This window comes from Acidisphaera sp. L21 (assembly GCF_009765685.1).
Taxonomy (GTDB): Bacteria; Pseudomonadota; Alphaproteobacteria; order Acetobacterales; family Acetobacteraceae; genus LMUY01.
In genome coordinates, this window is sequence record NZ_LMUY01000114.1 from 78,500 (window position 1) to 99,712 (window position 21,213).

16 protein-coding genes are annotated in these 21,213 nt (G+C 64.0%); 9 read left to right on the forward strand and 7 right to left on the reverse strand.

The window, feature by feature from the left end; translation table 11 throughout:
* Nucleotides 1–146 precede the first annotated feature (146 nt).
* Complete coding sequence (locus GSQ76_RS22290; protein WP_158746315.1) at nt 147–1,898, forward strand: gamma-glutamyltransferase family protein; 1,752 nt, start codon at nt 147–149, stop codon at nt 1,896–1,898.
* A 49-nt stretch (nt 1,899–1,947) separates the two neighbouring features.
* Nucleotides 1,948–2,115, forward strand: a complete 168-nt coding sequence (locus GSQ76_RS22295) for a hypothetical protein (RefSeq protein WP_254070573.1) — start codon at nt 1,948–1,950, stop codon at nt 2,113–2,115.
* Nucleotides 2,116–2,132: 17 nt separating this feature from the next.
* On the opposite strand, the gene GSQ76_RS22300 is transcribed toward GSQ76_RS22295, so the two are convergent.
* The gene (locus GSQ76_RS22300) at nt 2,133–3,695 is read right to left on the reverse strand and encodes an ABC transporter substrate-binding protein (protein ID WP_158746316.1); all 1,563 of its coding nucleotides are present in this window, start codon (nt 3,693–3,695) and stop codon (nt 2,133–2,135) included.
* A 232-nt stretch (nt 3,696–3,927) separates the two neighbouring features.
* On the opposite strand from GSQ76_RS22300, the gene GSQ76_RS22305 reads away from it, so the two are divergent.
* Nucleotides 3,928–4,296 (forward strand): hypothetical protein, encoded by a 369-nt coding sequence (locus GSQ76_RS22305; RefSeq protein WP_158746317.1) that lies wholly within the window; start codon nt 3,928–3,930, stop codon nt 4,294–4,296.
* 32 nt (nt 4,297–4,328) lie between these two features.
* Here GSQ76_RS22305 and GSQ76_RS22310 read toward each other — a convergent pair whose 3' ends face one another.
* Genes GSQ76_RS22310 through GSQ76_RS22335 form a run of 6 tightly spaced genes read right to left on the reverse strand, consistent with a single transcriptional unit; the run spans nt 4,329 to nt 10,969 of the window.
* The gene (locus tag GSQ76_RS22310; RefSeq protein WP_158746318.1) at nt 4,329–5,975 is read right to left on the reverse strand and encodes an ABC transporter substrate-binding protein; all 1,647 of its coding nucleotides are present in this window, start codon (nt 5,973–5,975) and stop codon (nt 4,329–4,331) included.
* Between the two features lie 24 nt (nt 5,976–5,999).
* A complete protein-coding gene (locus GSQ76_RS22315; protein WP_158746319.1) occupies nt 6,000–7,016 on the reverse strand; it encodes an ABC transporter ATP-binding protein in 1,017 nt (338 codons plus the stop codon).
* The gene (locus tag GSQ76_RS22320) at nt 7,013–7,816 is read right to left on the reverse strand and encodes an ABC transporter ATP-binding protein (protein ID WP_158746320.1); all 804 of its coding nucleotides are present in this window, start codon (nt 7,814–7,816) and stop codon (nt 7,013–7,015) included. Before GSQ76_RS22320 ends, GSQ76_RS22315 begins: the two co-directional genes overlap by 4 nt.
* Nucleotides 7,813–8,709, reverse strand: coding sequence for an ABC transporter permease (locus tag GSQ76_RS22325; protein WP_158746321.1), 897 nt, complete (start codon nt 8,707–8,709; stop codon nt 7,813–7,815). Before GSQ76_RS22325 ends, GSQ76_RS22320 begins: the two co-directional genes overlap by 4 nt.
* Nucleotides 8,706–9,722 carry an ABC transporter permease gene (locus GSQ76_RS22330; RefSeq protein WP_158746322.1) on the reverse strand — a complete coding sequence of 339 codons (1,017 nt, stop codon included), beginning with the start codon at nt 9,720–9,722 and terminating at the stop codon, nt 8,706–8,708. Before GSQ76_RS22330 ends, GSQ76_RS22325 begins: the two co-directional genes overlap by 4 nt.
* A 5-nt stretch (nt 9,723–9,727) precedes the next feature.
* Complete coding sequence (locus tag GSQ76_RS22335) at nt 9,728–10,969, reverse strand: NtaA/DmoA family FMN-dependent monooxygenase (protein WP_158746323.1); 1,242 nt, start codon at nt 10,967–10,969, stop codon at nt 9,728–9,730.
* A gap of 276 nt (nt 10,970–11,245) precedes the next feature.
* Here GSQ76_RS22335 and GSQ76_RS22340 point away from each other — a divergent pair, with 276 nt between their 5' ends.
* The 6 genes from GSQ76_RS22340 (at nt 11,246) to GSQ76_RS22365 (ending at nt 21,038) form a co-directional block, all read left to right on the forward strand.
* Nucleotides 11,246–12,193: an allantoinase PuuE gene (locus tag GSQ76_RS22340; RefSeq protein WP_158746324.1), complete on the forward strand. Its 948-nt coding sequence runs from the start codon at nt 11,246–11,248 to the stop codon at nt 12,191–12,193.
* Nucleotides 12,193–12,666, forward strand: a complete 474-nt coding sequence (locus tag GSQ76_RS22345; protein ID WP_158746389.1) for an ureidoglycolate lyase — start codon at nt 12,193–12,195, stop codon at nt 12,664–12,666. The genes GSQ76_RS22340 and GSQ76_RS22345 overlap by 1 nt, the downstream gene beginning before the upstream one ends.
* A gap of 34 nt (nt 12,667–12,700) precedes the next feature.
* Complete coding sequence (locus GSQ76_RS22350) at nt 12,701–13,048, forward strand: cupin domain-containing protein (RefSeq protein ID WP_158746325.1); 348 nt, start codon at nt 12,701–12,703, stop codon at nt 13,046–13,048.
* 556 nt (nt 13,049–13,604) lie between these two features.
* The gene (locus GSQ76_RS22355) at nt 13,605–14,822 is read left to right on the forward strand and encodes an efflux RND transporter periplasmic adaptor subunit (protein WP_158746326.1); all 1,218 of its coding nucleotides are present in this window, start codon (nt 13,605–13,607) and stop codon (nt 14,820–14,822) included.
* Nucleotides 14,823–14,826: 4 nt separating this feature from the next.
* The gene (locus GSQ76_RS22360; RefSeq protein ID WP_158746327.1) at nt 14,827–17,973 is read left to right on the forward strand and encodes an efflux RND transporter permease subunit; all 3,147 of its coding nucleotides are present in this window, start codon (nt 14,827–14,829) and stop codon (nt 17,971–17,973) included.
* On the forward strand, nt 17,970–21,038 hold the full coding sequence (locus GSQ76_RS22365) for an efflux RND transporter permease subunit (RefSeq protein ID WP_158746328.1): 3,069 nt from the start codon (nt 17,970–17,972) through the stop codon (nt 21,036–21,038). Before GSQ76_RS22360 ends, GSQ76_RS22365 begins: the two co-directional genes overlap by 4 nt.
* The last annotated feature ends 175 nt before the right edge of the window (nt 21,039–21,213 follow it).

Genomic DNA, 21,213 nt, shown 5'->3' on the forward strand with positions numbered 1-21,213 from the left:
AGCCAATGCGGGCTGGCGCCGTATTGGGGGCCAAGATGCTCGGTAACGGGTTCCACATTGCAAACCGAGGATGCCCGATATTGAATGGGTCGCCGTCCCTGCGTGCCGGGTCTTCTTCGCGCCTTCCCAGAACAGAGGAAAAAGCCATGGCGTTCGCTCTGCCAACGACGAAATCCAACCGTCCGCTGCTGATGGGCAACAGCCACGTGGTGGCGGCAGGACATTACCTGTCCGCCCTGGCCGGGCTGGAGATGCTGGAAGCGGGCGGTAATGCGATCGATGCCGGGGTCGCCGCGGGCATTGCCACCGGTGTGCTGGAAGGCACCCATGTCAGCTTCGCCGGCGTGGCGCCCATCATCATCCGCATGGCCACCGGCGTGGTGGAGACGATAAGCGGTCTCGGCTATTGGCCGGCTGCCGCCACCCCCGACTATTTCGCACAACATTTTGGCGGCAAAATCCCGCCGGGGGTTGCCCGAACCGTGATCCCCGCCGCGCCAGATGCCTGGATCACCGCGCTGGAGCGCCACGGCACGATGAGCTTCGCCGACGTCGCGGCACCATCCATCCGACTCTGCAACGAGGGCTTTCCGGCGCACGCCTTCATGGCAAACTTCATCGCCAAGCGCCGCGCCATGATCGAACGCTACCCGAGTACGGTCGAGATCTATCTTCCCGGCGGCCAACCCCCCGCCATGGGACAGGTGTTCGTGCAAACAGATCTGGGTGCGACGCTGCAGTACATGGCGGATGAAGATCGTGCGCAGAGCCGGCATGGCCGTCTCGCCGGGCTCGCCGCAGCGCGCGCCTCGTTCTATCGCGGCGACATTGCGCAGAAGATCGTTGCCTTCCATCGGGCGGAGGGCGGGTTGATCACCGCGAAGGATCTTGCCGGTTTCCGGGTGGGTATCGAAAAGCCCGTGGAGGGGCGGTTTGGGGATCTCATGGTTTGGACCTGTGGACCGTGGTGTCAGGGACCGATGCTACTGCAAACGCTGAACCTGCTGGACCCTGCCGCCCTGCGTAGCGCCGGCCACAACTCAGCGGAGGCGATCCACGCCATAACCGAGGCCATCAAGCTCGCCGCCGCCGATCGTGAAGCCTATTACGGCGATCCGCGATTCATGGACGTGCCGATCGATGCCTTGGTGAGCCCAGCCTATGCCGCCAGGCGCCGCATGCTGATCGATCCTGGCCGCGCCGCGCCCGACATGCCGGCGCCCGGCTCCGTCACCGGCGAACCGTGGCATGGAGACCTGCTGCGCAATTCGCTGGACCACGCCCCGGCACCGATCGAGGAGGATGAGAGCGCCGCCGACACCTCGTATTGCTGCGCCGTCGATCGCTGGGGCAACGTATTCTCCGCCACGCCCAGCGACGGGAACACGGCCTGCCCGGTGATCCCCGGCACCGGCTTCGTCGCGTCCGGCCGCGGGTCGCAATCACGGGCCGATCCGGACCATCCGGCTTGCCTGGCGCCGGGCAAGCGCCCACGCCTTACGCCCAACCCGGCGATTGCGATGAAGGCCGGTGAATACGTCATGCCGTTCGGGACGCCCGGCGGGGACGTGCAGGTGCAGGCGATGGTGCAATGCCTGGCCAACATGGCGGTCTATGGCATGGATCCGCAATCAGCCGTTGAGGCGCCACGCTTCGCCAGCTACAGCTTTCCATCCTCATTCGCCCCATACGACTATCGTCCCGGCGTGCTGGCCGTCGAAAATCGCATTAGGACGGAAACAGCCGACACGCTGGCGGCGAAGGGTCACATCATTGAATGGTGGCCGGCTTTGGCTGGCGAGGCAGGTTCGGTCTGCATGATCCACCACGATCTGAACAGCAACGTGAAGTCCGGTGGCGCCGATCCGCGGCGAACGGCCTATGCGATGGGGCGGTAAACCGCTGAGACAGCATGGCTGGATTGAAACGACGACCTTGGACCTGGCGATGAAGCAAGCGCTGACGGAGATGATCGCCTTCATCTGCGAGCGCACCGGCTGGGAACCGGTGAACGCCTATCAAACCTGTTCCAAGGCCGTCGATTTTCACGTCACGCAGAACGTCAATGGCGAAAAAGGTGTGCACGGTATGCTGCGAAAGGGCCTGCTGTTCTAGCGACGCGCCCTGGCCGCCTATGCGGACTTCGTCACGTTCCAGAATATCTGCAATGGCGTCGGGGCGAAGCCAGCCAGGGTGCGGCGCCAGGCAAAGGGGGAGGCGAATTGCCCGGCGGGAATATATGGGATCACCTGCCAAAGACGCTGCTGCAGGGCGTCCAGCGCCACTCGCTTGGCGTCCGGCTCAGTCTGCGCGAGATAGCTTGTCTTGAGCGCGGAGGCCTCATCATCACAGGCGCCGCCAACGAGCGCACGTGACCCACAGGTCGTGTCCGCCGTCTGGTTGGTCAACGGCTGGTGGAGCGAGGCACCTGTGCCATAGCTGGCATAGATGTTCCAACTGCCATTCGACGGGTATTTGCTGGTGACGCTGGTCATCTGACCCCACGCCATCATCCGCAAGTCGACGTTGAAGCCGATGTCGCTCATGCGCCGGGCCAGCACCGCCGTCATGCCGCCGATCGGGGGCAACTCGTCGGTTCCGATGACGACGACCGGCTCACCGTTATAGCCCGACGCAGCCAACATCCGCCTGGCCTCGTCCAGGTTGGACTGCGCGTAAGGTTCGCTTCCGGCCAACGTCTCGTTCGGGGAGCCGCAGACGAAGAAAGAGTGGCATGGGGAAAACCAGGCCGGATCCCCGACGGCGGCCTGCATGAACTCCGTCTGGTCAACCATCTTGGCGACTGCCCGGCGAACGAGGACATTATCGAACGGCGCCTCACTCTGGTTCATCCGGATCGTGCCGACGGAGGGTAGTGGGAGGAGCCGATCGATGATGACATCCGGGCTCCGGCGCAGTGTCGGCAGCAGGTCGATCGGCACCGTGTCCCAGAAATCCATCTCACCCGCGATCAGGGCGGCAGCGGCGGTGGCGGCATCCGGGATCACATGCCATTCTAGCCGGTCGATTTCGACGATGCGGGCGCCTGCGAGTCCATCTGGCGGTTCGCTCCGCGGGATGTAGTCGGGGTTCTTCTCGTAGACGACCAAAGATCCCGGCACCCACTCGGACGCCACGAAGCGGAACGGGCCCGAGCCGATAATGTCTGTCACGGCCTTATTGGGGTCGGTCTGCGCATCGCGCTCGCGCATGATCTGCGGCAGGATGGCACCGACGGCACCTAGGGTATACTCGACCCACGGATAGGGCGCCTTCAGTCGCAGGCTGAAGACGATGTCGCTCTCGATGTCATAGGCGGCGATCTGGGCGGCCAGGCGCCCGCCGGACGCATCCTTGGCCATCCATCGCTTCAGCGAGGCGACGACATCCCGCGATCGGACCGGCTGGCCATCGTGGAACAGCATGCCGGCACGCAGAGTGAAGCGATACACCAGCCGGTCGGACGAGACTGTGTATGATTCTGCCGCCATCGGCCGAACGTTCAACTTGGAATCCCACGTCAGCAACGTCTCGTAGACCAGGGCGCCGTGCATCTTGGTGATCTGCGCGCCGCTCAGATGCGGGTCGAGAACGCGAAGATCTGCCTGGGGAATGACCTTGAGCACGCTAGGTCCCGCGGCGCGGCCCGGCGTCGTGGACAGCCCGACCAGCGTTGCGGCCGCGGCGGTTGTCATTAAGGATCGCCGGCTGGCTGTCATTCTCACGTCCCACTCGACTGCCGAAACACCCTATATGGGCGGCCTCAGACGCTCAATGCCGTGCGGACGATCGTGCTGCTGGCAGGTGTCCGCACCGGCGCGGCGTCGCTTCTAAATCACCACTGCGCGATTGTGTGATAATCCGGCAACTACGGAGTCCGGCGGGCATTGAGGTGACAGAACTAGGCACTCGTAAGGACCCGCCCCCATGCGTTCGAGCACCATCGCCCTCATTGTCGGCTTGATCGCTGCGCCGGCTGCCATCGTGCTGGCGCCGCAAACCCAGGTCTTTGCCGCGGAGCTATTTCCACTCGTCGACAACACGCTCACCACGTCGACATTTGGTCCTCGCCAGTTTGAACCGGCGCCGATGATCGCACCGGCCGTCGGTGTGTCCCGTGTCGAATTGCTCGCTGCACCGGGGAGCCGCGCGACAGGGTCGGGGCCCATCAACGGCACGCCTTTCAGTGCGGGGCCGGGCAGCGTGTTTTCAGAGGGCGGCGCCCAGACTTCGCAGGCCGATCGCACGCTGACGGCCGACGGCATCGATGGTGCCACGCCCAGCCTGGGTAAGTAGGCGGAACCCGGTCAGTTGGTGACGCCTGCCTATCAGGCTTTGGGCTTCAGATAGGCGTAGCGTGCATAGGGGTCTTGGGAGAAGGTCACACCAGTGATCTTCGGGCTCGTGACGATGGTGCGGCCCATGACAACGAGTGGGTTGGAGGTCGCGCAGGACTCTGCAAGTTTGTTTTGGATGGTCTGGTAGGCGGCTACTCGGGCTGCGACGTCGACCGAGTTCCGATATTTCTCGTGCAGGGCGTCAGCTTCCAAATCGCTGTAGCGCGCCCAATTCGTGACGCCCCCCGTGGCGCTCTTGGTGACGACAGTCAGATTGGTCAGCGTTGACGGGTCGTTCAACCAGATCGTGTTTTCCGCCATATACATGCCCGACATCATTTGATCTGTGCCATTGATACGGGCACGGAAGGCGTCCAGCAGTTGCAGCGCGGGCGTCGGCTTGAGGGAAGCTGTCACGCCAATGCGCTTCATCGAGGCTTGGATCAGAATTGCGATGTCGTTGTTGTAGGGAATGGACGAGCTATACCAGAAGTCGAAGCTGAAGGTTTCCTGGCCCGCCTCCTTCAAGAGCGTCTTCGCTTTGTCCAGGTTTAGCGCGTAGCGCGCGAAGCTGTCATTGTTCGTGACGTCTTCAGGGTTGTAAAATCCGGTGGCTCGCTTGCCGCGGCCGGATAGCGCGGTGCGGATGATCTGATCGATCGGGATGGCATACATCATGGCCTGGCGCACACGCGGATCGGTAAAGGGCGCTTTGTCCATGGCCAGGGAGACGCGTAGCATATCGGGCGTTTCGCCATGCAGGACCGGGAAACCGGCGGAAGCCAAGGCGTCGTATTGACGCCCTGTAAGGCCCTCGGCGCAGTAATCGACGACACCCCCACGCACCAATGCGACAAGGTCGGCATTGCCGCGGATACGCAGGATCACCGTCTCGAACGCCGGCTGCGATCCCGACCAGTGGTTTGGCACCGCCTTCAGTTCCAGCTGCGTATTCGGGTCGCGGCTAGCGATGTAGTACGGGCCGGTCGTCGCGAGATTCTTGATCAGCCATTGATTGGCCCATGGGTCATCCGCCGTGACGTGCTTCTTCACCTCGACTGAGTCCAGGATGGCAAATTGCTGGAACTTCATCGATGTCAGCGCGACGGGAATGGCCGTCGGCGTTCCGAGGTTGTCGGTGAAGGTGATGCGCACGGTTTGTGGGTCGACTGCTTCAATTTGCTTGGCGTCGTAGATCCCAGCCACCGCCGCCTGATTTTTGCCATTGCCGACGATGCGGATCAGGCGCTCGAAGCTATAGCGCACGTCCTCCGCCGTTACTGGATTGCCCGTAGGATAAAACTTCACACCCTGGCGCAGTTTGAATGTTATCACCGGGCCTTCGGCGACCCAGCTCTCCGCAAGCTGCGGCACGACGTCCGTCGGATGGGCCGCCAGCGTTCCGTCCGGTTGCGGCAAGAATTTCATCTGCACCAGGCGCTCGTAGACGTTGACGAGGATCTCCTGGTCCTGCTGGTTGCGGATGTCGACCGGGTCAAGGCTTGCGACATCGTTCGGGATCGCATGCACCAGCGGCTTGGCGGCTTGTGCGCGAGTGTCTACGGCATGCAGCCCGGCAATGGCGACAACGCCGCCCCCGAATGCGAGCTTGCCCAATCCGCGGCGATCGATCTTCATCGGTGTGTCCTTTCCAGGTCGCATTCAGGCGGCAGTCTGTGACGGCATGGGTCGGTCAAGCGCCGACTGGCCAAGGGTAGCCGACTGGCCGAGGGTAATAGGGCACGCTGCCTGGTGCCCATTGGCAACGGTCAATAGGGCGGGCTCGGCGGTGCGGCAGGATGGCTGCTCCAGCGGGCAACGTCCGACCAGCCGGCAGGCATCGGGCGGATCGACCGGGCTACCGATCTCACCAGCCAGGCGTAGCCGGTCGCGCTTGACGCCCCACTGGGCGATCGGCGCCGCAGCGATCAGCGCGCGGGTATACGGATGTGCCGGGCGTTCGAAGATTTCGGCCGTCGGCCCGATTTCCACGATGCGGCCGAGATACATCACCGCCACGCGATCGGCCATGTGGCGCACCACCGGCAGGTCGTGGCTGATGAAGAAATACGCCAGCTTCAGCTCCCGCTGCAGCCGCCGCAACAGCGCCAGGACCTGCCCCCGCACGGAGACATCGAGCGAGGCCGTCGGCTCGTCCAGGATCACCAAATTCGGTTCGGCGGCGATCGCGCGGGCGATGCCCACACGCTGGCGCTGCCCACCGCTGAGCTCATGTGGATAACGGTCGAGATGGGCAGGCGCCAGCCCCACCAGTTCGACCAACGCACGCGCCCGCGCCTCCCGCTTATCCCGGGGCATCGCCAAATGCAGGCGCAGTGGCTCGTGCAGGACCTGGCGCACGGAAAGCCGGGGATTGAGGGAGGCGTTCGGGTCCTGGAAGACCATCTGCACCTCCCGGTACAGGCTCGCCAGCGCCACCGAATCCAGCGGCCTGATCGAGCGACCATTGATCCGCACGTCACCCGCAGTCGGCTCTATCAGCCGGGTAACGCACCGGGCGACGGTGGATTTGCCGGACCCGCTCTCGCCCACCAGCGCCAGGGTTTCGCCAGCGTGGAGCGTCAGGTCGATCCCGTCCACCGCATGCAACCGCCGCCCACCGGCGAGCGGGAAAATCTTGCGCAGCTTGTCGACCTGTAGAACGGCGTAATCGCTCATACCGGCTCCCCAAGCTGGCTGGCGGCAAGTAGGCGGCGCGTGTATGGCTCGGCTGGGGCAGTAAAAATCTGCTCGGTGCTACCCGTCTCGACCACGCGGCCGGCATGCATCACCACGACTGCGTCGCATGTCTCCGCTACCACGCCAAGATCGTGGGTAATCAGGCACGCGGTCAGCCCCTGGTCGCGGCACAGCTCGACGATCAGCGTCATGATGTCGGCCTGGATCGTGACGTCCAGGCCGGTGGTGGGCTCGTCCAGGATCAGCAAGCTGGGCTGGCAGATGAGTGCGGCCAAGGCGATCATCGCGCGTTGCGCCATGCCGCCCGAGAATTCATGCGGATATTGCCGGGCCCGGCGCTCCGGCTCCGGGATGCGGACCCGTCCCAGGGCCTCGATCGCGCGGTCCATGGCGTGCCGTGCGCTGCCGCCATGATGCAGGCGAAACACGTCCGCCATCTGCCGCCCGACGGTGAATACGGGGTTCATCGCGGCGCGGGCATCCTGGAACACGATACTGATCCGCGCGCCCCGAATAGTGCGCATGGCCGCCGCATCCAACGACAGCAGGTCGCGCCCCCCGAACAGGATGCGGCCGCCGGTTCGCCGGAACGCTGGCGGCTGGATGCCGAGCACCGACAGCGCGGTGAGCGATTTGCCGCTTCCCGTCTCCCCCACAACCGCCGTCAATTGACCCGGCATCAAGTCGTAGCTGACCGCGTCCAGCACCGGGGCGATGCCGCCATCGGCGCCCAAAAAGCCGCCGCTGAGTCGATCGATCGAGAGCAACGCCGCGGTCATCGCCGCCGCCGCGGGTCGGTGAGGTCGGAGATCGCATCGCCCAGCAGGTAGAAGGCGCCGGTCATGCCGAGGATGGCCAGGCCGGGAAAGAAGGAGATCCACCATTCCCCGGTCATCACCGCATCCTGCCCGCGCGCGATCATATTGCCCCATTCCGGGGTGTTCGGGCTGAGGCCCAGGCCCAGGAAGCCGAGGCTGGCGGTGATCAGCGCCACGAAGGCGGCGTTGATGGAGGTGAAGGCCAAGACTGGGCCGATGCTGTTTGGGAGCAGATGGAGGAATGCGACCTGCCAGGCGCGGTTGCCGACCATGCGCGCGGCCTCGGCATAGGGCCAATTGCGCCGTGCCTGCACTTCGGCCCGGGCAAGCCGCAAATAGTCCGGGATGCCGATGAACGACATGACCACGATGATGTTCAAGACGCCGGGCCCGACCGCCTTGACGATCAGCATGGCGAATAGCAGCCCGGGGAAGGCCTGAAACATCTCCACACCGCGTAGCAGAACGACATCCACCACACCGCCATAATAGCCGGCGATGACCCCCAGGATGGTGCCGAGCGTCAGCGCGACGGCGACGGCGACCAGGGTGATGCCCAGGTCATATTGCGCGCCGGTCATCAGGCGCGATAGCAGATCGCTACCCAGGCGATCGGTGCCGAGCCAGAAATCCTGGCCGGGCGGCAGGAAGCTGTCGCCCACGCCGGGTGCAAGCGGATCGTAGGGCGTCCAGAACACCGATAGCATTGCGACCGTGACGTAGACGCCCAAAATCCCCAGGCCGATCCGCATCGACCAGGACAGGCGCAGTCGGCGCCGGGTGCGGATTGTGGCCCCCGGCGCCGAGGCTGCCTCCGCCAGTTCCAGCCCTTCCAGCGGTGCGAGCGGCTTCATTGCCGGATCCGTGGATCGATGAGCATGTACAGGATATCGACCACGAGGAAGGCCAGCACATACAGCAACGAGGCGTAGATCACGAAACCCTGCAAGGCGGCGAAATCGGATGAGTCGATCGCTTGCAGCGCGTACTGCCCCAGCCCCGGCCAGCCGAAGATCGATTCAAGCAGCACGGCGCCCCCGAAGATGTGCCCGGCGACCCCGCCGATGAGCGTGACCACCGGCAGCAATGCGTTGCGCAGGCCATGACGAAACCACACGGTCCGATTGGTGTGTCCCATGGCCGTGGCGGTGCGAATGTAATCGCTCTGCAGCGCCTCCACCATCGAGGCGCGCGTGACCCGGGCGATCGGCGCCAGCGTGGTCAAGCCCAAGGTCGCGGCGGGAAGTGCAAGCTGTTTCAGCGCCATGAACCACAGATCTGGACGCCCCGCCGCCAGGGTGTCGATCAGCATGAAACCGGTGAGTCGCGACGGTGGATCGATACCGACCGGAAGACGGCCGACCGGACCCGGCAGCCAGTTCAGGGTGACGAAGAATACCCAGATCAAAACCAACCCGATCCAGAATTGCGGCAGCGCCATCCCGCCTAGCGTTACGCCGCGCACGAGAAAGTCTGGCCAACGCTCCCGGTTCACCGCGGCAATGACCCCGAGCGGGACCCCCAATAGGATGCCGATCGTCAAACCGGTGAAGCCGAGTTCGAGCGTTGCGGGCAGCCGGTCCCACAGGTCGATGAGTACTGGCCGATTGGTCGAGAAGGACATGCCCAAATCGCCACGCAGCAAGGCGCTGATATAGTGGATGTACTGAACCCAAAGCGGATCGGCCAGGCCAAGCCGTATTCGGATGAGGGCGCGGAGCGCATCGGTGGCATCCGGCGGCGCGTACAGCTCGGTTGGATCACCCGCGAAGACGCGCGCAGCGAAGAAGGTGATGGTCACCACGCCCAGTGCGACCGGCAGAACCCAAAATACACGGCGCAAGATCAAGCGAAGCAGCGGTGGCATGGCGCTCAGAACGCCATCAGATTGTCACGGAATTGCGCATGCTCGTATGCTGTGCGCACCACCCCGCGGTCTTGCAGCGCCGGGGTCAAGCCGTCGGCGATTTCGGCGATATACCGCCGGGTCAGCGTGCCGGTGAGGATGAAGCCGTCGCCGCCGACTTCCTCCATGATCTCCGCCATCTGGCCAGCGACCGAGTCCGCTGTGCCATGCAGATGATCGAGCCCGTAGCGGTAATTGCGGGCGACCTCACGCAGCGTGCTGCCCTGGGCCAGGAACTGCTTCAAAGTGCCTTGCTGGCCGTTGGTTTTGAAATCCGCCAGCGGTGCGTCGATGTCATATTGGGAAAAGTCGATGTCGGTGAGCCCCGCCATGCGCGCGAGCACAAGCTCGGGCGAGGCGTTGGCTGCGATCTGCTTGCGTTCGTAGCGTTCACGCGCCTCCGCGTTGGTCTCGCCAAGGGTTGGCGAGGTGACGAACATGATCTTGCAGCTTCGTGGATCACGTCCGAATTGGACGAGCCGGCGACGTAGATCGGCGCAGAACTCCCTCATCTGGTCCACGCCGCTATAGGCCGCGATGACGACATCCATATGATGGGCGCCGAATTGCCGACCCTGCGGTGAACTGCCGGCCTGCACCAGCACCGGATGGCCCTGCGGTGGTTGCGCGGTATTCATGGGCCCGCGTGAGGTGAAGAACCGGCCCTTGTGCGCAATCGGGCGGACCTTGGATGGATCGACGAAGCGGTCGCGGTCGCGGTCCATCACGATGGCGTCGGCATCCCAGGACGCCCACAGCTTTAGGCAGACTTCCACGAATTCGTCGGCCATCGCGTAGCGTGAATCGTGCTCGATATGGTCGTCATAACCGTAATTCTGCGCCGCGCGCGCCGCGGTGGAGGTGACGAAATTGCAGCCCACGCGGCCGCCGGTCATCAGGTCCAAGGTTGCCATCAACCGGGCGAGTAGAAATGGCGGGTAGAAGGATGTCGAGATGGTCGGCACGATACCGAGGTGTTTCGTGGCTTGCGCCATCAGCGGCACCAGCGGCATTGGGTCGTTCTTTGAGGCGCGCATTGCGCGCTCGAGATAATAATCCATCGACCCACCGAAACTGTCGGGTACGAAGGAGGAATCTTCCATCAGCACGAAGTCGAAACACGCACGGTCCAGCGCCCGCGCCAGGTCGAGATGGAGATCTGGTTGTGCCCAATCGCGCCCCGACGTCCCGCCCACGCCGTCTTCCATCCATGCACGCCAAACCCGTTGCCGAGGAACCAAGCGAGGTGAAAGGGACGCGGCATCGAAGACCACTCAGATCCGACTGATGCCGACTACAGCGCCAGCGCTGCAACGGGGTCAAGCCGCGCGCTGCCGATAAGACCGAGAGATTGCATGCGCTAGATGAGGATGATCAAAATTCGTGCAGAATGAAGCTGAGGCGAGCCATTCCATTGGCATTTAGGGTATGCGCTGCTGGGGCAGCTTGCTACGCTATCACTCTAGTTTCGAGGGATTTGGCGAATGGAAACCCCACTCACTCACGATTATTCGCGTGATCTCATCGGGTACGGCGCAACGCCGCCGCATCCGCAATGGCCGGGTGGCGCGCGCATAGCGGTCAATTTCGTCATGAACTACGAAGAGGGATCGGAACCTTCCTTTCTGGATGGCGAGGGACGTACGGAGACAGGCTTAACCGAGAATCCGAACACCTCGCTCAGCGGCCGAGATCTCGCCGGGGAGGGAATGTATGAGTATGGGTCGCGCGTTGGCTTCTGGCGTCTGATGCGGCTGTTCAAGCAGCGCAATCTGCCGATGACGATTTTTGCCTGTGCGCTCGCGCTGGAGCGTCATCCGCCGGCGGCCGCTGCGATCCGTGAGGCGGGCCATGATTTCATCTGCCATGGCTGGCGTTGGGTGGAACATTTCAAGCTGACGAAGGATGAGGAGCGCGAGCATATCCGTATGGCGATCGAAAGCCTGCAGAAGACACTCGGCAGCCGTCCGCTTGGCTGGTATTGCCGCTATGGGCCGAGCGTGAATACCCGGGCGCTGCTGGTGGAGGAAGGTGGTTTCCTGTTCGACAGCGACTGCTACAACGACGAACTGCCATACTGGGTGCTGCAGGACGGCAAGCCGCATTTGGTGGTGCCATACTCCCTGGTGACGAATGACAGCAAGTTCGGCCGGGGCTTCTTCAGCACCGCGGACGACTATTTCACGTTCCTGCGCGACCAGTTCGACATGCTTTACGAGGAAGGCGCTGAGCAGCCGAAAATGATGTCCTGTGGGCTGCACATGCGGATGATCGGCCATCCTGCCCGGGCGGTCGGCCTGGCAAAATTCATGGATTACATTCTGGCGCACGATAAAGTCTGGGTCTGCAAACGCACTGATATTGCCGATCATTGGCGCAAGGTTTTTCCATATCAGCCCGGTATGGAGCAGATTGCCAAGGTGAGCCGCTGATGCGCTCGCTGAAGCTGGAGCCGTTGACGGCGGAGGCCTTCGCCCCGTACGGCGATGTGATCGACCCGCCCGCCCCCGGTGAGCGCGATCTGCTGTCGGACACATTATCGGCGGTCGATGGCGCCGACTCACCGCGTCTGTCGTTTGGGCATCCGAAGCCTTGGACGCTGCCGCTAACTGCTACGGAGATGGAGCGCCACAATCGTTCGAGCCAGTGCTTCGTGCCATTGGACGTGTCGCGCTTCGTGGTCATGGTCGCGCCCGACAAGGACGGAAAGCCCGACGCCACGCAGCTCCGCGCGTTCGTGGCGCGTGGGGACCAGGCGGTCAACTATCACGCCGGTACATGGCATCACCCCTCACGGGCCTTGGACCGTCCGGCACGATTCGCCACACTCATGTGGACGACCGGCGAGAAGGCATTGGACGAAGAGTGGTCGACCCTTCCAGAACCGGTGTTGCTGGTTGAGTGACGTCACGTCGGACGCACCAAGACGATCAAGATGGATGACCTACGGTGAAACGAAAGGCGTTGATGCGATGGATCAGGCAGTCGATTTTGCAGAGATCTTCGGTCGTCTGGCGAGCGAGGCGCGCAGTGAGGAGACGGCGCAACTTGGTGGCGTGACCATACGCGCCGTGCGGATCAAGAGCGGGGGTGAAGGGCGGTGGGACCACCACGACTCGACAACCGAGACCGTCGTGGTCTGGAGCGGTGACTTTACCGTCGAGTTTCGGGACCATGTCGTAGAACTGTCCAGCGGCCAATGCTGCGTGGTGCCGATCGGCGCCGAACACCGCGGCACGTCAAAAGCCGGCGCCGAAGTGATCCTGTTCCAGCAGGCCGCTCGATGAGTATTCCTGAGCAGGGTTGGCCGATCTCGCGGCCGGAACCGTTTGCGGTAGTTTGACGTTCCGCCGTTTCGGCGAACCCACGACGAGGCGCTTGTTCTATGCCAGACAATCGGCTCCGCTTCCACCGCGAGGCGTTGAACGCCGTCCGCGCTGTCTGGCCGGAGCAATTGCCATTGACCATCGTTCATGGTGCAACGGAGCAATCGGGTGCGACGAGTTGATCGATTTGGTGTTTCTTGGGAGGCCGGCGATTGCCAATCCGCACTGGCCGATCTGGGCAGCGCGCGAGCTTGCCCATAACGATCCCTTTTCGATGTTGCCGCAAGACTGGTCATGGTGGCTGAATAATCGGCCAGGGTCGGAAAACTCGCATGGCTGGCCGGCAGCCAAAACGGGCTAATTGACAAGCACGGCAGCGATTATGGCGCGAGGGCGTTTGGCGGTGCTTGCCATGTAGATGGCATGTTACGTTTCGTTACAGAACGGGACCCGTCCGCAATCGACATGACCGAGTGGACTGCGTAGGCTCGGCGTAATTGCGGGGAGATGATCGCCCATGCGCGTCGCCCTGAGCGTCACGCTGTTATTGGCATTGAGCGGGGCTGCTGCCATCTGGTTTGGCGCCATGCCATGGGACATTCACGCGTTACGGCAGGCGACCTCGGCCTGGACCGCGCCACCCCCCGTCGCTGCGCCTGCGGCCCCGGTGGCGGTGAGAGTGGCTGCAGCCCGGACGGGTGACTTGCCGATCTACCTGTCGGGCATCGGCACGGTTCAGGCCTATAATACCGTCATGCTGAAGAGCCGGGTGGACGGCACGATCACCCAGATCCTGTTCACCGAGGGACAGGACGTGCATGCCGGCGACCCGCTGATCATCATCGACCCGCGGCCATTCCAATCGCTGCTGGCGCAGGCCCAGGCGATGCGGGTGAAGGACCAGGCGACCCTGGATGGCGCCATGCTCGACCTGTCCCGCTACGCCAACCTGGTGCTGAAGGATTTCGCCAGCCGCCAGCAACTGGACCAGCAACGCGCCACGGTGGAGGCGACGCGGGCGCAGATCGTCAATGACGAGGCGCAGATCGCCTATGCGCAGACGCAGTTGGGCTACACCACCATCCGCTCCCCGATCGAAGGCCGGGTGGGAATTCGCCAGGTGGATGGCGGCAACGTCGTGCATGCCAGTGACACCGGCGCGCTGGTATCGATCACGCAGTTGCGGCCGATTTCGGTGGTGTTCACCCTGCCCGCCGGTGCGGTGGCGCTGGCGCATTTGACGCCGGGCAAGGTGAGCGTTCCCGTTACCGCCTATGCGGCCGATGACGCCACCCTGCTGGATCGGGGCACGGTCGAACTGGTGGACAACACGGTCGACCCGAGCACGGGCACGATCAAGCTGAAGGCAAGTTTCCCGAACACCGACATCCATCTTTGGCCCGGCACCTTCGTGAATGGCAAGCTCGTCATCGAAACCCGCCACGACGCCGTCACCGTGCCGACCCCGGCGCTCCGTCACGGCCCCCGTGGGGATTTCGTGTGGATCGTCCGTGCGGACAGCACCGTGGTCAGCCGCGGCGTGGTCGCCGGACAGGCCGATGGCGGCCGCGTGCTGATCGAGCGCGGGCTGGAGCGTGGGACCAAGGTCGTCACCCAGGGACATTTCCGGCTGGACGAGAACACGAAGGTCGAAGTCACGCAGGAGGAAACGCCCCGACGGTCTGGCCCCCAAACGTCGCCCCAAGCTTCGCCCCGGGCCGCCGCGCCGGGCTGAGCGTATGTCCGCCCCCTTCATCCTGCGGCCGATCGCGACGACGCTGATGATCGTTGCGATCCTCTTGCTGGGTGCGCTCGGCTACCGCGTGCTGCCCGTGGCTGCCCTGCCCAGTGTCGACTTCCCGACGCTGCAGGTGACCACCAGCTTCCCCGGCGCCTCACCCGAGGTGGTGGAGACGTCGATCACCGCCCCGCTGGAGCATTATTTCGGCCAGATTTCGGGCCTCACCTCCATGGGGTCGATCAGCAGCTACGGCACCAGCCAGATCACGCTGCAGTTCAACCTCAGCCGCCCGATCGACGCCGCAGCGCAGGATGTGCAGGCGCAGATCAATGGGGCGGAGGGTTGGATCCCCCTCGCGCTGTTGCCGGGGCCGCCGACCTATCGCGAGGTGAACCCTGCCGACACCCCGGTCATCATCCTGGCGCTCACCTCCGACACCTTGCCGATGCAGGAGGTGGATGATTTCGCCGAGACCGTGATCGTGCAGAAACTGTCCCAGGTGCCCGGCGTCGGCGCGGTGACGGTTGAGGGTGGGCAGACGAGGGCGGTGCGCCTGCAGGCCAACCCGGCGCAACTCGCCGGGCTGGGCCTGTCGATGGAGGACGTGCGCAAGGCTGCGGCAGCCGCCACCACCGACAATCCGAAGGGGAGCCTGGACGGCCCGGCGCAGGCCTTCCAGATCGGCGCGAACGACCAATTGTTTGGGGGCGCCGCCTATAACGACGTGGTGGTGGCCTACCGCAACGGCGCCCCGGTCCTGCTACGCGACGTCGGCCAGGCGGTCGATGGGGCAGAGAACTCCGAACTCGCGGGGTGGTTCAACGGGCGCCCGGCGGTCATCCTGGATATCCAGCGCCAGCCCGGCGCGAATACCATTGCCGTGGTCGATGCCGTAAACGCTCTGCTGCCGAAGCTGCGGGCGTCGCTACCGCCCGGGCTGAAGGTGGTGGTGGCGACCGACCGCACGGTGACGATCCGCGCCGCCATCGCGGACGTGCAATTCACCATGATCATCACCATCGCGCTCGTGGTGCTGGTGATCTTCTTGTTCCTTCGCAAGCTGTGGGCGACGGTGATCCCCAGCGTCACCCTGCCCGTCTCGCTGATCGCGACCTTCGGGGCGATGGCGCTATGCGGGTTCAGCCTGGATAATCTGTCGCTGATGGCGCTGACGGTCGCGTCGGGCTTCGTCGTGGACGACGCGATCGTCATGATCGAGAACATCGTTCGCCATATCGAGGCTGGGGAGGCGCCACTGCCGGCGGCGCTGAAGGGGGCGCGGCAGATCGGGTTCACCGTGGTCTCGCTGACGGTCTCTCTGGTGGCGGTGTTCATCCCGCTGCTGTTGATGGGCGGTGTCGTTGGCCGGTTGTTTCGGGAGTTTGCGATCACCCTGTCCTTGGCGGTGGTCGTGTCCGGCGTGGTGTCGCTGACGCTGACGCCGATGATGTGCGCCAAATTGCTGCAGCCGCACGACGCCAATGCCCGCCCCAACGCCCTGTTCCGCATGAGCGAGGCCGGGTTCGACACCCTGTGCGCCGGGTATGTCCGCGGGCTGGACTGGGTGCTGTTGCATCGCCGGCTGACCATGCTGGGCTTCGTGCTGACGCTGGCTGCCACCGGGTGGCTGGCAGCGGTGGTCAACAAGGGGTTCCTGCCGATCCAGGACACCGGGCTGCTCATCGGCACCACCGATGCCGCGCAAGATACCTCGTTCGCTGCGATGTCCCGGCTGCAGCAGCTTGTGGCCGATATCGTCGGCCGTGACCCGGCGGTGGTGACGGTTGAAAGCTTCGTCGGCGCGGGCACCACCAACCCCACGCTCAACAGCGGGCGTATCTATATCGACATCGGCGCGCCCGACCACCGCCCCCCGGCCAGGGTGGTGATGGAGCGGTTGCGCCAGGCAGTGGCGCATGTGGACGGGATCGACCTGCACCTGCAGGCCGCGCAGGATTTTGCCCTCGAAACCCGGGTGTCTCGTACGCAATACCAGTATCAACTGCAGGATCTGGACCCGGAGGAATTGCGGCTATGGGCCGGGCGTCTGCAGGCGGCGTTGCGCACCGAACCTGCCTTGGCCGATGTCGCAACCGACCAGCAGGATGACGGCTTGCGAATGACCCTGACCGTGGATCGCCAGGCCGCCGCGCGCATGGGCGTCACGATGAACGACATCGACCAGACCCTGTATGACGCGTTCGGCCAGCGCCAGATTGCGACGGTCTATTCTCCGTTGACGCAGTATCACGTCATCCTGGAGGTCGATCCGCGCTATCGCGACGACCCGGCGGTGCTGAACAAGATCTACGTCACCTCGGGCAGTTCGCAGGCCTCCACCGGCAGCGAGCTTTCCAGCGGCATCGGCGCCGGGTTTGGCCAATCCTCTCCTCCGATCCCGCTCTCCGCATTCGCTCGGGTCCAGCGCCGCCTGGCGCCGCTGGCGATCACGCATCAGGGGCTGTTCCCGGCCACCACCATTTCGTTCAACCTGGCGGCAGGCGCCTCACTCGGCCAGGGCGTGGCGGCGCTGCACCGGGCCGAACGACGGATCGGTCTGCCGGATACGGTCCAGACCAATCTGGTCGGCGCCGCGGCGGAATTCGCGTCTTCCTTGGCAAGCGAGACAGGATTGGTGCTGGCGGCGATCGTCACAGTGTACATCGTGCTGGGGGTGCTGTACGAAAGCTTCATTCACCCGATCACCATCCTGTCCACCCTGCCCTCCGCCGGGGTCGGCGCGTTCGCCGCGTTGATGCTGGCGGGGATGGATTTGGACCTGATCTCCGTCATCGGATTGGTGCTGCTGATCGGCATCGTGAAGAAAAACGCGATCATGATGGTGGATTTCGCCCTGGAGGCAGAGCGGGAGCATGGCATGACGCCGCTCGCCGCCATTCGCGAGGCCTGCGTGCTGCGCTTTCGCCCCATCATGATGACTACCATGGCCGCCCTGCTCGGCGCATTGCCACTGGCGCTGGGGACCGGCACCGGGTCGGAATTGCGGCGGCCCCTGGGGGTGGCGATCGTGGGGGGCCTGCTGTTGAGCCAGGTGCTGACGCTGTATACCACGCCCGTCATCTATCTGGGGTTCGACGCGCTGCAACGGCGGCTAACCCGGCGCCGGTCTGCGGCGGTGGCATGACGCTGTCCAAACCATTTATTCGGCGCCCGGTTGCGACACTCCTGGTCGCGATCGGTATCCTGCTGCTGGGCGCCCTGTCCTATTTCAATCTACCGATCGCTGCCTTGCCCAATGTCGACCGCCCGACGATCAGTGTCTGGGGATATCTACCGGGCGCCAGTGCCGACACCGTCGCCACGTCTTTGGCCCAGCCGTTGGAGCGCCAGTTGGGGACCATTCCGGGCATCGTCGAGATGTTCGCCTATAGTGGCGCCGGGGGCTGCGAAATCGACATCCAGTTCGATCTGGACAAGGACGTCGATGCCGCCGCGACGGCCGTGCAGTCGGCGATCAACGCTGCCGGGCCAAATTTACCGAAGGATCTGCCTCTGCCGCCGGGCTACTGGAAGGCGAACCCGTCCGGCGCGGCGGTGATCGTGCTGGCGATGATGTCGGACGTTTTGACCCCGTCCGAGGTGTATGAGGCCGCGGATAGCGTCGTGGGCGAAAAACTGTCCCAACTCCCCGGCGTCGCTCGCGTCAATATTGCCGGGGCCGAGCGTGGCGCCGTGCGCATCCGTGCCTCCCCCCGGCAGATGGCCAATCTGGGCGTGTCGCTGGAACAGGTGCGTCAGACGGTGCAGAACGCCTCGCTCAATCTGCCGAAGGGTGTGGTCGAGGACGGTGACCAGCAATGGACGCTGGAGGCGAACGACCAGTTGCTGAAGGCCGAGGATTATCGCGATCTGGTGGTCGCCTGGCGCAACAATGCAGCGGTGCATCTGAGGGATATCGCCACCGTCACCGACAGCGTCATCAACAGCAAGCTTGCGGGCTGGTATAATGATCGACGGGCCGTGGTGATCCAGGTGTACAAGCAGCCGGACGCCAACGTGGTGGAAACGGTGGATGCGGTGAAGGCCGCGCTGCCCGGCCTTGCCCGCTGGCTGCCGCCGTCCGTCCGGATGGTGCCGGTCTATGATCGCACGACGCTGATCCGCGCCTCCATCGCCGACGTGCAGATGACCATCGCAATCGCCATCGGGTTGGTGGTGCTGGTGGTGCTGCTGTTTCTGCGCCGGGTATGGGCAACGTTGATTCCCGCGCTGGCCATTCCGGTCGCCCTGGCCGCCACGGCGGTTACGATGCGCCTGTTGGGATATACGCTGGACAATCTGTCCCTGATGGCGATGGCGGTCGCGATCGGCTTCGTCGTGGACGATGCGGTGATCGTGGTGGAAAACGTCATCAGCCGGATGGATGCGGGCCAGAATGCAGCCGCGGCCGCCTTGGGCAGCGCCCGTCAGATGGGTTTCACCATCGTCGCGATCTCGGCCGCCTTGGTAGCCGCGCTTACCCCGGTGCTGTTCATGCCCGATGTGGTGGGGCGCTATATGCGCGAATTCGGCGTGACCCTGGCTGTCACCATCGTGTTTTCCGCCCTGGTGTCGCTGACCCTGACGCCGATGCTGTGCAGCCGCTTGTTGGCCCATGCCCGGCCACATGCCGAGCGCCGGTCGCTGGCACTGGTCGCCTATACACGCAGCCTGGACTGGTCGCTGCGACATCCGCTGGCGATCGTGCTGGCGGTGATGCTGACGATCGCGGCCACGGGCGGATTATACGTGGCACTCCCGAAGGGCTTCATGCCGACGGAGGATACCGGCATACTGCGCGTGCGCACCGTCACCATTGCCAACGTATCGTTCGGCGCGATGGAGCAACTTCAGCGCAGCGTCGCGCAGGCCATCCTGGCCGACCGGGCGGTCAGCGGGCTCACCTCCTATATCGGCGCCGATAACGGCACAACGCTCAGCAGCGGCAATCTCTACGTGGCTCTCAAGCCGCTCGATAAACGGCGGGAACCGATCGAGCAGGTGGTTGCGCGGCTGCGGACCGAGTTGGCGAAGGTGACGGGCGTGCGAACGTTCTTCATCCCCCTGCAAGATCTGAATCTCGGGGCGCAAAGTTCGTCCGCGCGTTACCAGTACACGCTGACGGCGGCAAACCCGGATGAGCTGTTGCGCTGGGAGACGGCGATGCGCCGGCGCATGTACCGCATGCCGGAAATCACCGATATCATTTCCAATGTCGAGACGACGGGGCTGGAGGCCGGGCTTGCCATCAACCGCACGCGCGCTGCGGCCATGGGCGTGACGCCTATGGCAATAGACAGCACATTGTACGATGCGTTCGGCCAGCGGCAAATCCGCACGATGTACCTGCCGTCCAACTACTCCCGCGTCATATTGGAGGTCGACCCGGCGGCAGGGTCCGACCCGGCGGCTTTCGCCAATATCTATGTGCCTGGTGCCGGTGGGGCGCAGGTTCCCCTCGCCGCCGTCACCCGGCCATTCCGCAGCCATGCGGCGATGTGGGTGGTGCATGCAGATCAGTTCCCGTCCGCCACGATCTCGTTCGATACCAAGCCCGGTATCTCGATCGGCGACGCCATCACGGCGATCCGCACTGCCGAGCGGGAGTTGCATCTGCCGGACGAGGTTCAGGCCGGGTTCAAGGGTGAAGCGCTGGAGGCCAGCAAGTCCGGCGGCACGCAATTGGCGCAATTCGTGGGCGCTGTGATCGCCGTCTACATCGTGCTCGGTATTTTGTACGAAAGCTTTGCGCATCCTTTCACCATCTTATCCACTCTGCCATCGGCGTTGTTCGGGGCGATGCTTGCGCTGCGGATCACCGGGTTTCAATTCACCCTGATCACGTCCATCGCCTGCATCCTGCTCGTGGGGATGGTCATGAAGAACGCGATCATGATGGTGGATTTCGCGCTGGAATTACAACGCGCCCGCGCCCTGTCGCCACGCGATGCGGTGCGCCAGGCGGCGCTGCAACGCGCGCGGCCCATCATCATGACGACGCTCGTGGCGATCCTGAGCGCAATACCGCTCGCGATTGGCACTGGCCCGGGGCATGAGTTACGGCAGCCGCTGGGCATCGCCATGGTGGGGGGCCTGGTCGCGTCGCAGATCCTGACGTTGTATTCGACGCCAGTGATCTTCCTCCTCATCGCGCGGCTCGGGCTGCGCCGAGGCGCGCATAAGGCTGATTTCCGTTCAGTGCCGTCTTAGTGCCGGGCGCTGAGCATTGGGCGCTGAGCACTGGGCGCTGAGCATTGGGCGAGGATCTCACCCGTCATGGCCAGGCCGCCTGATCACGTGTGACGCACAATTGCCGTAATCTTACGTATGGTTTCCCACACGTTAACGGCGTAACGTTCTGAGCCATATACGACTTATCCTTATA

What these genes read in the sequence shown, in the direction of transcription:
- GSQ76_RS22290 (WP_158746315.1), top strand. Translation starts at nt 147, where the DNA reads ATGGCGTTCGCTCTGCCAACGACGAAATCCAACCGTCCGCTGCTGATG.
- GSQ76_RS22295 (WP_254070573.1), top strand. Translation starts at nt 1,948, where the DNA reads ATGAAGCAAGCGCTGACGGAGATGATCGCCTTCATCTGCGAGCGCACC.
- GSQ76_RS22300 (WP_158746316.1), bottom strand. Translation starts at nt 3,695, where the DNA reads ATGACAACCGCCGCGGCCGCAACGCTGGTCGGGCTGTCCACGACGCCG.
- GSQ76_RS22305 (WP_158746317.1), top strand. Translation starts at nt 3,928, where the DNA reads ATGCGTTCGAGCACCATCGCCCTCATTGTCGGCTTGATCGCTGCGCCG.
- GSQ76_RS22310 (WP_158746318.1), bottom strand. Translation starts at nt 5,975, where the DNA reads ATGAAGATCGATCGCCGCGGATTGGGCAAGCTCGCATTCGGGGGCGGC.
- GSQ76_RS22315 (WP_158746319.1), bottom strand. Translation starts at nt 7,016, where the DNA reads ATGAGCGATTACGCCGTTCTACAGGTCGACAAGCTGCGCAAGATTTTC.
- GSQ76_RS22320 (WP_158746320.1), bottom strand. Translation starts at nt 7,816, where the DNA reads ATGACCGCGGCGTTGCTCTCGATCGATCGACTCAGCGGCGGCTTTTTG.
- GSQ76_RS22325 (WP_158746321.1), bottom strand. Translation starts at nt 8,709, where the DNA reads ATGAAGCCGCTCGCACCGCTGGAAGGGCTGGAACTGGCGGAGGCAGCC.
- GSQ76_RS22330 (WP_158746322.1), bottom strand. Translation starts at nt 9,722, where the DNA reads ATGCCACCGCTGCTTCGCTTGATCTTGCGCCGTGTATTTTGGGTTCTG.
- GSQ76_RS22335 (WP_158746323.1), bottom strand. Translation starts at nt 10,969, where the DNA reads ATGGAAGACGGCGTGGGCGGGACGTCGGGGCGCGATTGGGCACAACCA.
- GSQ76_RS22340 (WP_158746324.1), top strand. Translation starts at nt 11,246, where the DNA reads ATGGAAACCCCACTCACTCACGATTATTCGCGTGATCTCATCGGGTAC.
- GSQ76_RS22345 (WP_158746389.1), top strand. Translation starts at nt 12,193, where the DNA reads ATGCGCTCGCTGAAGCTGGAGCCGTTGACGGCGGAGGCCTTCGCCCCG.
- GSQ76_RS22350 (WP_158746325.1), top strand. Translation starts at nt 12,701, where the DNA reads ATGACCTACGGTGAAACGAAAGGCGTTGATGCGATGGATCAGGCAGTC.
- GSQ76_RS22355 (WP_158746326.1), top strand. Translation starts at nt 13,605, where the DNA reads ATGCGCGTCGCCCTGAGCGTCACGCTGTTATTGGCATTGAGCGGGGCT.
- GSQ76_RS22360 (WP_158746327.1), top strand. Translation starts at nt 14,827, where the DNA reads ATGTCCGCCCCCTTCATCCTGCGGCCGATCGCGACGACGCTGATGATC.
- GSQ76_RS22365 (WP_158746328.1), top strand. Translation starts at nt 17,970, where the DNA reads ATGACGCTGTCCAAACCATTTATTCGGCGCCCGGTTGCGACACTCCTG.